This is a genomic window from Streptomyces sp. CA2R106 (genome assembly GCF_037034245.1).
Lineage (GTDB): Bacteria > Actinomycetota > Actinomycetes > Streptomycetales > Streptomycetaceae > Actinacidiphila.
The window spans coordinates 25,429-39,225 of record NZ_JBAGKC010000028.1 but is presented as its reverse complement, the minus strand read 5'-3'; the positions used below and the strand labels follow the sequence as shown (position 1 = coordinate 39,225).

The 13,797-nt window shown below is 75.5% G+C and carries 12 protein-coding genes; 1 reads left to right on the top strand and 11 read right to left on the bottom strand.

Features of this window, described 5'->3' with window-relative positions:
• Positions 1–40: 40 nt before the first annotated feature.
• The 3 genes from WA788_RS28950 to WA788_RS28940 form a co-directional block, all read right to left on the bottom strand.
• The gene (locus tag WA788_RS28950; protein WP_335982336.1) at positions 41–628 is read right to left on the bottom strand and encodes a lysophospholipid acyltransferase family protein; all 588 of its coding nucleotides are present in this window, start codon (positions 626–628) and stop codon (positions 41–43) included.
• A 131-nt stretch (positions 629–759) separates the two neighbouring features.
• On the bottom strand, positions 760–1,437 hold the full coding sequence (gene cmk, locus WA788_RS28945; protein ID WP_335982231.1) for a (d)CMP kinase: 678 nt from the start codon (positions 1,435–1,437) through the stop codon (positions 760–762).
• 150 nt (positions 1,438–1,587) lie between these two features.
• A complete protein-coding gene (locus tag WA788_RS28940) occupies positions 1,588–2,673 on the bottom strand; it encodes a prephenate dehydrogenase (protein ID WP_335982229.1) in 1,086 nt (361 codons plus the stop codon).
• A 299-nt stretch (positions 2,674–2,972) separates the two neighbouring features.
• Between WA788_RS28940 and WA788_RS28935 the strand changes: the two genes are divergently transcribed.
• Positions 2,973–3,716: a nucleotidyltransferase domain-containing protein gene (locus WA788_RS28935; RefSeq protein WP_335982228.1), complete on the top strand. Its 744-nt coding sequence runs from the start codon at positions 2,973–2,975 to the stop codon at positions 3,714–3,716.
• A gap of 88 nt (positions 3,717–3,804) precedes the next feature.
• Here WA788_RS28935 and WA788_RS28930 read toward each other — a convergent pair whose 3' ends face one another.
• The 8 genes from WA788_RS28930 to WA788_RS28895 form a co-directional block, all read right to left on the bottom strand.
• On the bottom strand, positions 3,805–4,596 hold the full coding sequence (locus WA788_RS28930; RefSeq protein ID WP_443034112.1) for a nucleotidyltransferase domain-containing protein: 792 nt from the start codon (positions 4,594–4,596) through the stop codon (positions 3,805–3,807).
• Positions 4,597–4,803: 207 nt separating this feature from the next.
• Positions 4,804–5,904 (bottom strand): pseudouridine synthase, encoded by a 1,101-nt coding sequence (locus WA788_RS28925; protein WP_335982225.1) that lies wholly within the window; start codon positions 5,902–5,904, stop codon positions 4,804–4,806.
• Entirely contained in the window at positions 5,904–6,632 is a 729-nt protein-coding gene (gene scpB / locus WA788_RS28920) for an SMC-Scp complex subunit ScpB (protein ID WP_335982223.1), read from the bottom strand. Before scpB ends, WA788_RS28925 begins: the two co-directional genes overlap by 1 nt.
• On the bottom strand, positions 6,629–7,732 hold the full coding sequence (locus WA788_RS28915; RefSeq protein ID WP_335982221.1) for a segregation and condensation protein A: 1,104 nt from the start codon (positions 7,730–7,732) through the stop codon (positions 6,629–6,631). The genes scpB and WA788_RS28915 overlap by 4 nt, the downstream gene beginning before the upstream one ends.
• Positions 7,733–7,777: 45 nt before the next feature.
• The gene (locus WA788_RS28910; RefSeq protein ID WP_335982219.1) at positions 7,778–8,410 is read right to left on the bottom strand and encodes a hypothetical protein; all 633 of its coding nucleotides are present in this window, start codon (positions 8,408–8,410) and stop codon (positions 7,778–7,780) included.
• Positions 8,395–9,486 (bottom strand): ParA family protein, encoded by a 1,092-nt coding sequence (locus tag WA788_RS28905; protein ID WP_335982217.1) that lies wholly within the window; start codon positions 9,484–9,486, stop codon positions 8,395–8,397. Before WA788_RS28905 ends, WA788_RS28910 begins: the two co-directional genes overlap by 16 nt.
• Before the next feature lie 261 nt (positions 9,487–9,747).
• Positions 9,748–10,863 carry an alanine dehydrogenase gene (ald, locus tag WA788_RS28900; RefSeq protein WP_335982333.1) on the bottom strand — a complete coding sequence of 372 codons (1,116 nt, stop codon included), beginning with the start codon at positions 10,861–10,863 and terminating at the stop codon, positions 9,748–9,750.
• Positions 10,864–11,119: 256 nt separating this feature from the next.
• Positions 11,120–13,777, bottom strand: a complete 2,658-nt coding sequence (locus WA788_RS28895) for a tetratricopeptide repeat protein (RefSeq protein WP_335982215.1) — start codon at positions 13,775–13,777, stop codon at positions 11,120–11,122.
• Between the last annotated feature and the right edge of the window lie 20 nt (positions 13,778–13,797).

The following is a 13,797-nucleotide window of genomic DNA, read 5'->3' as shown; positions in this document are numbered from 1 at the left end:
GTGCGCGGTCGGCCGGGGGGCCGGCCGCCGTCCGCCCGGGTCAGGCCCGGCCGGTGAGCCGCCTGGCCTCGGCGAGGTGCGCGGTCAGGTGCGCCTGGATGCGTGTGGTGGCGTCGTCGAGCGCGGTACGGGTCCGCCGCCCGCTGCCGTCGCCCGCCTGGAAGGGCTCGCCGTAGACGACGTCGATCCGGGCTCCCAGCGGCGGCAGGCCGCCGACCAGCCGGCCGCGCCGGGCGCTGCCGAGCACGGCCACGGGCACGACCGGGGCGCCGGAGCGCACCGCGAAGTACGCCAGTCCGGCCCGCAGTTGCGCGAAGTCGCCCTCGCCGCGGGTGCCCTCGGGGAAGATGCCCAGCACCCCGCCCCGCTCCAGCACGCCCAGCGCGGCGGTGATCGCCCCGCGGTCGGCGCCGGAGCGGTCGACCTCGACCTGTCCGATGGCCCGCAGGAACGGGTCGAGCGGGCCGACGAACGCCTCCTTCTTCACCAGGAAGTGCAGCGGCCGCGGGCAGGTGCCGATGAGCATCGGGCCGTCGACGTTGTGGCTGTGGTTGCCCGCGAGGATGACCGGGCCGTGCCCCGGCAGCCGCCAGTCGCCGAGCACCCGGGGGCGCCACAGGCCGTTCATCAGCCCGATGCCGATGCCGCGGGCCACCGCGGCGCCTCGCGCGCTGGGCAGCGGCGACGGCTCCGACGGCTGCCGTCGGGGCGAAGGGTGCGGCGGCGGCACGGGCCGTACCGGCCGCGCCGGCTGCGTGCTCACCGCGCCGCTCGCTTCTCCCCGACCAGCGCGACGACCTGCTCGACGACCTGTTCGAGGGTCAGCTCGCTGGTGTCGACCTCTATGGCGTCGTCGGCCTTGGCCAGCGGGGAGGTCTTGCGGCCGGAGTCGGCGGCGTCGCGCCGGACCAGGGCGGCCTGGGTGTCGGCGACGGACTGGGCGCCCTTCAGCTCGCCGCTGCGGCGGGCGGCACGCACCTCGGCGGAGGCGGTCAGGTAGATCTTGGCGGTGGCGTCGGGCAGCACGGTGGTGCCGATGTCGCGGCCCTCGACCACGATCCCGGCGGGCGCGGCGGCGGCCGCGGCGCGCTGGATCTCGACCATCCGGGTCCGCACCTCGGGCACGGCGCTGACGGCGCTGACCGCGGCGGTGACCTCCTGGCTGCGGATCGGGCCGGACGCGTCCACGCCGTCCACGGTGATCGCCGGGGCGGCCGGGTCGGTACCGGACACGATCGCCGGCTTGCCCGCCTGGTCGGCGACGGCCGACGCGTCGTCCACGTCCACGCCGTTGGACAGCATCCACCAGGTGATCGCGCGGTACTGCGCACCCGTGTCCAGGTAGCTGAGGCCGAGCCGGGACGCGACCGCCCGGGATGTGCTGGACTTGCCCGTGCCGGAGGGGCCGTCGATCGCGACGATCACCGGATTTGACACAGCGGGTGGCCTTCCTCGTGCACGGATGCGGGTACGGGCGGGCCGGCGGCGCGCCGGATGCCATCCCCCAAGGTTACCGGCCCCCCGGGCGGCCCCGTGCCACCCGTGCCCCGGCGGCCCCGGGCGGGGGCGCCGGGGCGGCGCGCGCGCCTACTGCCGAAGCGCCCAGCCGCGCTCGCGCAGCGCCGCCGCCAGCACGGGGGCGCTGCGCGGCTCGACGGTGAGGTGGACCAGGCCCGCCTGCTGGCCGGTGGAGTGCTCGATCCGCACGTCCTCGATGTTGACGCCCGCGGCGCCGGCGTCCGCGAAGAGCCGGGCCAGTTCGCCGGGCTGGTCGCCGATGAGCACGGAGACGATCTCGTACGGCTTGGGGGCGGCGCCGTGCTTGCCGGGGACCTTGGCGCGGCCGGCGTTGCCGCGGCGCAGGATGTCCTCGATGCCGCTCGCGCCGTCGCGCCGCTTGTCGCCGTCGGCGGACTGGAGGGCGCGCAGCGCGGTGACGGTCCCGGCGAGGTCGGTCGCGAGTTTGTCGAGGACGTCGGCGACCGGGCCGGGGTTGGCGGCGAGGATGTCCATCCACATGCCCGGCTCGGACCCGGCGATCCTGGTGACGTCGAGGATGCCCTGCCCGCACAGGCGTACGGCGGTGTCCTCGGCGTGCTCCAGGCGGGCGGCGACCATGCTGGAGACCAGTTGCGGGGTGTGCGAGACCAGCGCCACCGCGCGGTCGTGCGCGTCGGCGTCCATCACGACGGGGACCGCGCGGCACAGGGCGACCAGTTCCAGGGCGAGGTTGAGCACCTCGGTGTCGGTGCCGGCGGTGGGGGTGAGCACCCAGGGGCGGCCTTCGAAGAGGTCGGCGCTGGCGGCCAACGGGCCGGAGCGCTCCCGCCCGGCCATCGGGTGGGTGCCGATGTAGCGGGTGAGGTCGCAGCCCAGCGCGTCCAGCTCCCGGCGCGGGCCGCCCTTGACGCTGGCGACGTCCAGGTAGCCGCGGCCCAGGCCGTCACCGATCGCGTCCGCGAGGGTCGCGGCCACGTGCGCGGGCGGCACCGCGACGACCACCAGGTCCACCGGCCGCGGCGGCTGCCCGGCGCTCCCGGCGCCGAGCGCCTCGGCGGTGCGGGCGGCGGATTCGTCGTAGTCCGTCAGATAGACGTCGACCCCGCGGCCGCTGAGTGCGAGCGCGGCCGATGTGCCCATCAGGCCGGTTCCGATGACGAGGGCGGTCCTCACGAAAGGGTGTCCTTGCGGGTACGAGGGGCGGGCGGGTGCGAAGGGGGTGCGGGCTGCGGCCCGTACAGGACCGCGGGCCGGCAGGTGGCGGTCCGCGTCCAGCGTAGCCAGCCGCGCGGGGGCGGGGCGGCGCCGACCGCGGGCCGAGACGGGGCCGGGACGGACGGGACCGGACCGCGAGGCGCACGGCACCCCGCGGCGGCCCCGCGCGCACCATCCGCCCCGCAGCGCCACCGCCGACCCGCGGGGAACACGGAAAGCCGCCCGCGCGAGCCGACCGGATGGCCATAATCGCCCTCATGCACGCATCGCTCGGGGACGACGTGGGACACCGACTGGTCACGGACCACACGGTCTACGCGTGCGTGATGGGCTCGCGCGCCTTCGGGTTGGCCACGGACGGCAGCGACATCGACCGGCGCGGGGTGTTCCTGGCGCCGACCCCGCTGTACTGGCGGCTGGACAAGCCGCCCACCCATGTCACCGGACCGCTGGACGAGCAGTTCTCCTGGGAGCTGGAGCGGTTCTGCGTGCTCGCGCTGCGCGGCAACCCGAACATCCTGGAGTGCCTGCACTCCCCGCTTGTCGAGCACGCCGACGCGACCGGCCGCGAACTGCTCGCGCTGCGCGACGCATTCCTCTCCCGCCGCGCCGAGGCGTCCTTCCGCGGCTACGCCGTGCAGCAGCTCGGCAAGCTGGAGGCCGACCTGCGCACCCAGGGCCGGCCGCGCTGGAAGCACGGCATGCACCTGCTGCGGCTGCTGCTGAGCTGCCGCGACCTGGTGCGGACCGGCCGGCTCGACATCGACGCGAGCGAGCACCGCGACCGGCTGCTGGCGGTCCGGCGCGGCGAGCTGGGCTGGGACGAGCTGCGGGCGTGGGTGCGCGCGCTCAACGAGGAGATCGACGCGGCCGCCGCCCGCAGCCCGCTGCCGGACGAGCCGGACATCGCGCGCGTCGAGGACTTCCTGATCCGTGTGCGCGCCGCGTCCGCCGCCTCGGCGCCTGCGCCGCCGTCCCCGGCCACGACGCGGGTCCCGTGACGGGGCGGGGCCGGCGTGGGGTGACGCGGCCCGGGTGAGGTGACGCGGCCAGCGTGCGGTGACGCGGCTCGGGTGACGGGCCCCGGCCTCAGACGGCCGCCTCGCGGGTGCGGACGACCAGGTCGTGCAGCGCGTCCTCGGCGCTCGGGCGGTCCGGCAGCCGGGAGGCGTCCTGCGCGGCGGTCAGGGTCTCGTGCAGGGCCGCCACGTCGGCGGTGAGGCGTTCGGCGGGGAAGTCGGGGGTGGGCCCGTGCTCGGCCTCGGCCTTGGCGGCGATCAGGTCGGGCAGGTAGGCGGGCGCCTCCGGGACCTCCGCGGCCAGAGTGGGCAGGTGGGCCAGCACCTGGCCGGTGCGCATGAGGTGGATGCCGGTGAGCAGGCCCCGGAAGGTGTACAGCAGCGGCTTGAGTTCGCCGTTCTTGGCGTGCAGCCGCCATTGGGTGGTGGCGAGGCCGCGGTAGTGGTGGGCGTGGCCGGCGGTGATCACGCCGGGGGCCAGCGCGGTGAGTCCGGCGTGGGCGGCGGTGGTGTGGACGACCAGCGGTGAGAGCAGCTGCTCCAGTACGTAGCCGTTGCGGCGCAGCATCAGCCGGGCGAACTTCAGCAGGTCGTGGGTGACCAGGTCCAGGTCGAGGCCGTCGCGCTGCCACATCCGGGTCCGGGTCGCCTCGCCCTCGCGCAGCCCGATCACCTCGCGCAGGCGCAGCAGGTGCACCCCGCGCAGGTCCACGTCGGAGTCGCGGGAGGGGAAGCCGTACAGGTGCGCGCCGGAGACGGTGGCGAAGAGCAGCTCGGGGCCGCTGCCGAGCAGTTCGGCGACGGCGGGCGCGAGGTCGGGCACCTGTGCGGCGGCGAGCGTCGCGAGGGAGGTGACGGGCACGCCGGCGGACGCGGCGGTGGCGGCCGTGGCACGGGGCGCGGCGGTGGCGGAGGACGCGGGAGGTACGGTCACGCGTCCATCCAAGCCGCGGGCGGGTACGGCTGTCGAGGCGGTTCCGACAGGCGCGCGGGCCGGACGCGGCGGCCACCGGTAAGTGGCCGCCGCCCAGGATGCCGGCCCTTACCGGGAGGCCGCCGCCCCCGCCTGCTACAGGTCGACCTCGCGCATGAGCATGCCGACCTCGGTGTTGGTCAGGCGGCGCAGCCACCCGGACTTCTGGTCGCCGAGCGGGATCGGCCCGAAGCTGGTGCGCACCAGCTTGTCGACGGGGAAGCCCGCCTCGGCCAGCATGCGGCGCACGATGTGCTTGCGGCCCTCGTGGAGGGTCACCTCGACCAGGTAGTTCTTGCCGGTGTTGTGCACGATCCGGAAGTGGTCGGCGCGCGCCCAGCCGTCCTCCAGCTCGATGCCGCTCTTGAGCTGCTTGCCCAGGTCGCGGGGCAACGGGCCCTGGATCGCGGCGAGGTAGGTCTTCTGCACGCCGTAGCGCGGGTGGGTCAGCCGGTGGGCCAGCTCGCCGTGGTTGGTGAGCAGGATCAGGCCCTCGGTCTCGGTGTCGAGCCGACCGACGTGGAAGAGTCGGGTGTCGCGGTTGGTGACGTAGTCGCCCAGGCACTGCCGCCCGTCGGGGTCCTCCATCGTGGAGACGACACCGGCCGGCTTGTTGAGCGCGAAGAACAGGTACGACTGGGTGGCGACGGTCAGCCCGTCGACCTTCACCTCGTCGTGGTCGGGGTCGACGCGCATGCCCTGCTCGGTGACGATCTCGCCGTTCACCTCGACCCGGCGCTGCTCGATCAGCTCCTCGCACGCGCGGCGCGAGCCCATGCCGGCCCTGGCCAGCACCTTCTGGAGCCGCTCGCCCTCCTGCTCGGCACCGGGGAACGTCTTGGGCGTCCGGATCTGCGGCTTGCTGTGCCGCTCGCGGTTGCGCTCCTCGATCTGGGCGTCGAGCTCGCGCGGGCGGGCGGGGACCGGCTTGCGGCCGCGGTTGCCGGTCGGCCGGGCCCCGGGCTTCGCGCCGCCCGCGTCCTTGGTGCGCGGCATTCCGCCGGGCTTGTTCGCGCCGGACTGCCCGGTGGCGCCCACGTCGTAGCGGCGCTCCTCCGGACGCGGCTTGCGGGGGCGCTCGGGCTTGTCGGCGCGCCGGCCGCCCGAAGAACCGCCGGAAGAGCCGCCGGCGGGCCCGCCGCCACTGCCGCCGCGGGGTTTCCGGTTGCCGCCGCTGTTCCTGTCGCTGCTTCGCATCAAGGTTCCGTAATCGAGGTGTTCGAGGTGTTCGACATGTTCGAGGTCGTCGGTGGATCGTCCGGGGCGTCCGGGTCGAAGGACGGGAGCCCTTCCGCGGACTCCGCCTCGACCGCTTCCGCCTCCGGCAGGAACGGGGCGAGCTCGGGCAGCTCGTCGAGGCTGCGCAGGCCCATGCGTTCCAGGAAGTAGTTCGTCGTCGTGTACAGGATCGCACCTGTCTCGGGTTCCGTCCCACCTTCGGCCACCAGCCCGCGCTGGAGCAGGGTGCGCATGACCCCGTCGCAGTTGACCCCGCGCACCGCCGAGACCCGGGACCGGCTGACCGGCTGCCGGTAGGCGACCACGGCCAGCGTCTCCAGCGCGGCCTGGGTCAGCCGAGCGTGCTGGCCGTCCAGTACGAAGCTCTCCACCGCCGCGGAGAAGCCTGGGCGGGTGTAGAACCGCCAGCCGCCCGCGACCAGCCGCAGGTCGAAGCCCCGGCCCTCGCGGGTGTAGTCGTCGGACAGCTCGCGCAGCGCCTTGCCCACCGCCCGCCGCGGCCGGCCCAGCACCTTCGCCAGGTGCTCCTCGGTCGCGGGCTCGTCCACCACCATGAGCACCGCCTCCAGCGCCGGCTTCAGCTCCAGCTCGGCGGTCTCGGCGGCGAGCAGCCCCGCGGGGGCGGCCGCACCGTCGGCGGCGGGGGTGCCCGCGGCGCCCCGCGTGAGGTCGGTCACGTCGGTCATCCCTGCTCTCCCTTCCCGGCCGCGCCGGGGTCGGCGGCGGCGCCGGCGGTACGCCCGCCGGTGCCGCGGGAGTCCGCCGCCGCGGCCTCCTGGTCGAACTCGTCGGTCACCAGCGGCGCCGCGTCGCGCGCCGCACCCGTCCAGCGCACCTGGAGCGCGCCCAGCGCCTCTTCCTGGTCCAGGGCGACCGCCTTCTCCCGGTACAGCTCCAGCAGCGCCAGGAAGCGCGCCACGACCGTGAGGGTGTCGGCCGCGTCGGCGGTCAGCTCGCCGAAGCTGGCCGCGCCGCGCTCCCGCAGCAGCGCGATCACATGCTCGGCCTGCTCCCGCACGCTGACCAGCGGTGCGTGGATGTGGTCCACGTACACCTGCGGCTTCGGCTTGGGCTGCATCGCCTTCACCGCCAGCTGCGCGAACCGCTCCGGGCCGATGCTCAGCACCACCTCCGGCAGCAACTCCGCGTGCTGCGGCTCCAGTCCGACGGTGCGCGGGTGGCGCAGCGCCTCCTGCTCCAGCCGCTCCGCGAAGATCGCGGCGATCTGCTTGAACGCGCGGTACTGGAGCAGCCGGGCGAAGAGCAGGTCCCGCGCCTCCAGCAGCGCGAGGTCGGCCTCGTCCTCCACCTCGGCGGCGGGCAGCAGCCGGGCCGCCTTCAGGTCCAGCAGCGTGGCCGCGACGACCAGGAACTCCGTGGTCTGGTCGAGGTCCCAGTCCGCGCCCATCGCGCGCAGGTGCGCCATGAACTCGTTGGTGACCTTCGACAGGGCGATCTCGGTGACGTCGAGGCGGTGCTTCGCGATCAGCTGCAGCAGCAGGTCGAACGGCCCCTCGAAGTTCGCCAGCCGCACCGTGAACCGGTCCCCGCCCCCCTCGGGTTCGCTCCCCTCGGGCCCGTCGGCGGCCACCTCCGCGGGTGCGTCCTCCGCCACCTCCGCGGGTGCGTCCTCCGCTGCCTCCGCAGCCACCTCCGCGGTCACGTCCGCGGCCGCGCCCTCTGCTTCGTCCGCCGCCTGTTCCGGCGCAGGGGCCGGTTCCGCCGCTGCTGCTGCGGCTGCGCCGCGTCCGAGGCTGCGGCGGGGGGTGGCGGGTGAGGTAGGCATCGCCAGCAGGCTACTCGCCGTGGCCGGGGCGGTCCCGTCGGCGCGTCAGCGCCCTCTGAGGCGGCGGACGAGAATGCTCGCGTCGCCGCGCGACTCCAGATCCGCCAGGACGACGGCGACCGCCTCGCGGACGATCCGGCCGCGGTCGATGGCGAGCCCGTGCTCGCCGCGCAGCACCAGCCGGGCGTGCTCCAGGTCCATCAGCTCCTCCGCGGAGACGTAGACCGTGATCTTCTCGTCGTGGCGCTCGCGCCCGCTGGGCCGGCGGTTCTGCCGGGGCGCCTTGCGCCGTGCGGGCGCGGCGGGTTGGGGTGTCGCCGTGATCGGCGGCGGGGTGGGCTTGCCCGGAGTGACGGTCGCGGTCGCCCCGGGCGCCGGGGCCGTCGCGGCGGCCTGGACGGCGCCGCCGCGCTCCGGGGTGCGCTCCCCGGGCGCCGGGCGGCGCTGCCCGGGCGGCACCGTACGGGCGCCGTCCCGACCGGTGTGCTCCTCACCGGGCGCGGACCCGTTCGGTGCGGGGGCGGCGGGCGCGGCGCCGCTGCCCGGCGCGCCGGGGCCGCCGGGCCGTGCGTCGGTGTCCGCCTCGGCGCCGTGCGGCGGCGAGGGTGCCTGGAGCGACGCCCCGCCGGTGGTCCGGAACAGTTCGTCGGCGCCCGGCAGACTCACTCGGCGTGGCACCGGGCGAGCACCTCCCTGGCGAGTTGGCGATATGCGGCGGCACCCACGGAGTTGGACGCGTACGTGGTGATCGGCTCGCCGGCCACGGTGGTCTCCGGGAAGCGCACGGTGCGGCCGATGACGGTGTGGAAGACGTGGTCGTCGAACGCCTCGACCACCCGGGCCAGCACCTCGCGGCTGTGCACGGTGCGCGAGTCGTACATCGTGGCGAGGATGCCGTCGAGTTCCAGCTCGGGGTTGAGCCGCTCGCGGACCTTCTCGATGGTCTCGGTGAGCAGCGCGACCCCGCGCAGCGCGAAGAACTCGCACTCCAGCGGCACGATCACCGAGTGCGCCGCGGTGAGCGCGTTGACGGTGAGCAGGCCGAGCGAGGGCTGGCAGTCGATGACGATGTAGTCGTAGTCGGACATCAGCGGCTTGAGGGCGCGCTGGAGCGCGGACTCGCGGGCCACCTCGCTGACCAGCTGCACCTCGGCGGCGGACAGGTCGATGTTGCTGGGCAGCAGGTCCATGCCGGGGACGGCGGTCTTCAGCAGCACCTCGTCGGGGGCCAGGCCGCGTTCCATCAGCAGGTTGTAGACGGTGATGTCGAGTTCCATCGGGTTGACCCCGAGGCCGACCGACAAGGCGCCCTGCGGGTCGAAGTCGACGAGCAGCACCCGGCGGCCGTACTCGGCGAGCGCGGCACCCAGGTTGATGGTCGAGGTGGTCTTGCCGACCCCGCCCTTCTGGTTGCACATCGCGATGATCTTCGCCGGGCCGTGGTCGGTGAGCGGGTTCGGGATCGGGAAGTACGGCAGCGGGCGGCCGGTGGGGCCGACGCGCTCGCGGCGCTGCCGGGCGGCGTCGGGCGCGAGCGTGGCCGCGTACTCCGGGTCCGGCTCGTACTCGGCGTCCGGGTCGTAGAACTGACCGTCTTGCAGGTCGTGGTCGTCGTCGTAAGGAGCCATGGCGTAACCGGGGAGCGTCTCCGTGGTCGTCGTCTCGGGCCGGCGGGAATCGAAGGTACGGACCGCAACCGAACCGACGGTCGTTCCTGGTTGACCACCCCCGGGAGCAAATGTCGACTCATTCACAAGTCGTCTTACCTCCTTGGTGACCAGGAAACTTCTAGATAGGTCAGCGTGACTACAGCCGACGTTTCGCGACTCTATGGCGTGTCGGTGGTTCGCAGCAACACAATCCGCCGGACACGGCACGATGTGTCGGGAACGGAACACCCCTCTGTCAAGGGCGTAACCACGCGGACGGCGGGGTCTCGATGGACAAGACCCCGCCGTGGGCGCGCAGTTGGCACCGGCCGTGCGCGCGTGACGTTTCTTCGCACGCGCGGGCGGTCAGCCCAGCACGGTGTGCAGGTCAGCGGCGGTCAGGCCGTGCGCCTCGGCGACGGACCCGTAAACGACCTGCCCCTCATAGGTGTTGAGGCCCAGCGCGAGGGCCTCGTCGCGCCGCAGCGCCTCGCGCCAGCCGCGGTTCGCCAGTTCGACGATGTAGGGCAGCGTCACGTTGGTGAGCGCGTACGTCGAGGTGTTGGGCACCGCGCCGGGCATGTTGGCCACGCAGTAGAAGACCGAGTCGTGGACGGCGAAGGTCGGTTCGGCGTGCGTGGTGGGGCGGGAGTCCTCGAAGCAGCCACCCTGGTCGATCGCGATGTCGACAAGTACCGATCCCTGCTTCATCCGGGAGACCAGGTCGTTGGTGACCAGCTTCGGCGCCTTGGCGCCGGGCACCAGCACCGCGCCCACGACCAGGTCGGCGTCGAGGACGGCCTGCTCCAGCGCGAGGGCGTTGGAGGTGACGGTCTGCACGCGGTTGCCGAACACCTTGTCGGCCTCGCGCAGTTTGTCGACATCCTTGTCCAGCAGGGTGACGTGGAAGCCGAGGCCGAGCGCGATGGTGGTGGCGTGCCAGCCGGAGACGCCGGCGCCGATCACCACGGCGCGGCCGGACTTCACCCCGGGCACCCCGCCGGGCAGCACCCCGCGGCCGCCGGCCGAGCGCATCAGGTGGTAGGCGCCGACCTGCGGGGCGAGCCGCCCGGCGACCTCGGACATCGGGGCCAGCAGCGGCAGCCGGCGGCCGGGGGTCTCGACCGTCTCGTACGCGATCGCGGTGGTGCCGGAGGCCAGCAGCGCGTCGGTGCAGGCGCGGGAGGCGGCCAAGTGCAGGTAGGTGAACAGCACCTGGTCCTTGCGCAGCCGGTGGTACTCCTCGGCGACCGGCTCCTTGACCTTCAGCAGCAGGTCCGCGGCGCCCCACACCTCGTCGGCGCCGCCGAGCACGGCCGCGCCCGCCGACAGGTACTCCTCGTCGGGGATCGACGAGCCGGCCCCAGCGCCCTGCTCGACGACGACCTCGTGGCCGTGCCGGACGAGCTCATGGACGCCGGCCGGGGTGATGGCCACGCGGAACTCGTTGTTCTTGACCTCGCGGGGGATGCCCACCTTCACGTCGATCACGGTCCTTGCACTGAGGAGGGAGGTTCGGGAGAGGGTGCGCCCACACGTCCGGTGTCCGGACATGCGGCGGCATCGCGCGACACTCCGGACCTGACCGGCTTGTGTGCGGCGAAACTCAGTCTAGTGAAGGAAGAGCCGCTGTCCAGCCTTACAAAGTGGTGGGTTCAGCGGAGAGCATTGGCAGTTTCGTAGGCTGGTCACGTCCAGATGACGCCGTTGTTACGCCCGGCTGCGGGCAGCGCGCGGGTCAGAACGCCGGGCGCTCGCCGGCGCGCAGCAGGCGGCGGGCGGCGGCGCGCTGGAGGTCGGCGCCCCCGGTGTCGCCAAGGTGCTGGAGCGCGTCGGCCAGCCGCAGCAGCACGGCGGCCTCCAGCCGCCGTTCGCCGACCTGGCGGGCGTAGTACAGCGCGTCGCGGCAGGTGCGCAGGGCGTCCTCGGGCAGCCCGGCGTACTCCTGGACCCGGGCCGCCTCGGCCAGCGCGCGGGCCTGCGCGCCCACGTCGCCGAGGCGACGGTGCACCCCGGCGGCCGCACGCCACTCGCGCAGCGCGAGGCCGTGGCTGCCCTGGTACGTCAGGACCGCGCCGATCCGGGCGTGCAGCCGCGCCTGGTCGGCGAGTTCGCCGCGGCCCTGGCGCAGGGCGAGCGCGCGACCGAACCAGTCGCCGGCCCGGGAGAGGTCGCCGAGTTCGAGGTGGCAGCCGCCGATCGCCTCCAGCACCCGTCCCTCGGCGCCGCTGTCGTCGGCGGCGCGGGCGGCTTGCAGCGCGTCGCGGTAGGCGGTGACGGCCTGTTCGGTGCGGCCCGCCTCCGCGTCGAGGTCGGCGAGGTTGATCAGCGCGGCGGCCCGCTCGCGCGGCAGGCGGCGGCGCTCGGCGACGGTCAGCGCCAGGGTGTGCAGTTCGTAGCGCTCGGCGCGGGTGCCGGGGCCGCGGCTTCCGCCGGCCGGCCCGGGCGCGGCCGCGGGCAGGGCGAGCAGTGCGCGGACCAGCGCGGCGACCAACCGGCGGGCGAGGGTGTCGAGTTCGCCGTCGGCCACCGCGGCGCGGGCGGCGGCCATCAGTGCCGGGCGGCGGGCCAGCAGCCAGCCGGCCGCGGCGGCGGGCGAGGCGAACCGGACGGTGGCCGGCAGCGCGTCCGTGCCGCCCTCGCGCGCCAGCGCCGCCCGGCACGACTCCAGCAGCCGTACGGTCCGCTCCAGCATCCGCGCCCGGGCCAGCCGGATGTCCTGCGGGCGGTCGCTGCCGGCCAGCAGGGCGCGCAGCAGCTCTTCGAGGCAGCCGGGCACCCGGTACAGCCCGTCGGCGGGGCCGCGCACCAGCAGCGCGGCGTCGGCCAGGCCGGCGAGGGCGCGCTCGGCGGCGTCCACCGCGCAGCCGGCCAGCGCAGAGGCGACCTGGGCGTCGATGCTTCCGGCCGGGGCGAGCACGAGGCTGCGCAGCAGGCGGGCGACCGGCGCCGGGAGGATGCCGTACGCGGCCCGGAAGGCCCGCAGCAGCTCGGGCGGAGCGCTGGGGCGGCGTGCGGGGCGGGGCGGCACGGGGCCGGGCTGTTGGGGAGCCGCGCCGCCGCCCTCCTCGGCCGGGCCCGGGCCGTCCGGGGCGGGCGCCGGGGCCGGGGCCGGGGGTGCCGGCGGGGCGGCAGGGGCGGGCGGGGTGCCGGGGAGGGCGCGCAGCCGCGCGGTCGCCTCGGACAGCGGCATGCGCGGCTGGGCCGCGAGCCAGGCGGCGGCCAGCCGCAGCGCGGTGGGGTGCCCGGCCAGTTCCTGGACGAGTGCCTCGGCGGCCCGCGGGTCGTTGGTCAGGCGGGTGCGGCCGGTGGTGTGGGCGATCAGTGTCAGGGAGGCGGGGGCGTCCAGGCCGCCGAGGGCGCAGGGGCGGACGTCGGGGACGCCGGTCAGCGGGCCGTCCGCGGTCGCCACGACCAGGCTGCCGGGCGCGTCGGGCAGCAGCGCGGCGAGCTGGTCGGCGCGTGCCACGTCGTCGAGGACCAGCAGCAGGCGGCGCCCGGCGGTTGCCTTGCGCAGCGCGGCCACCGGGTCCTCGGCCGGTTCGGCGCCGCCGCTGCCGGGCGACGGCTGCCCGGGCACCGCGGGGCGGGCGGCGGGGGGCACCCGGGCGGCCAGGGCCCCCAGTAGCGCGCGGGCGACTCTCTCGGCGGGCACGGGTTCGCCGTCGGTGCCGGTGAGCCGCGTGAAGAAGCGGCCGTCGGGGTAGGCCGCCGCGACCTCCCGGGCGAGCTTCACCGCCACCTCGGTGCGACCGGCGCCGGGCCGGCCGACCACCAGCAGCACCCGGCCGCGGTCCGGCTGTTTCCGGCCCGCCGCGGCAAGCCCGGGCCGTACGATGTCGGCCCGCAGCTGGGCGAGTTCGCGCTCCCGGCCGGTGAAGTACGGTGCCGGCTCGGGCAGTGGGCGCACCACGGCGCCGCTGTCCGGTTCGGTGGCCGGCGGGGCCTGGGGCGGTGCCGCGGCGGGCGGGTGCGGGGGCCGCGGCGGGGCCGCTGGGGCCGGAACGGGTGCGGCCGCGGTCGCCGTGTACGTGCCGGGCCGGGGCCGTACGGCGCGGGCCTCGGCACTGCCGTCCGGTGCGGCCCCGGACGCCGGCTCGGGCGCCCGGGCGGGCGGCCTCGGCAACTGGACCCGCGCTTCGCCCGGCTCGGCCCCTTCCGCCGCCGGTCGCGGCCCTTCCGCCGCCTCGGGCTCTCCGGCGGACTCCTCAGCCTCTCCGGCCGCCTCGGCCTCTTCCGCCGCCGGTTCGGCCTCCTCCGCGGGCAGCTCACGTCCCCGCGCGGCCGCGCCCTCTTCCGGGTCCGGGTCGGGCGTGCGCTCGGGGTCCGCGGGGCGGCCGGTCTCGCCGGTGTTCCCCGCAGGGGACCGCCACGGGTCGAGGGCCTGGTCCGGCACGGGCGCGCTCCCGGAGGTGA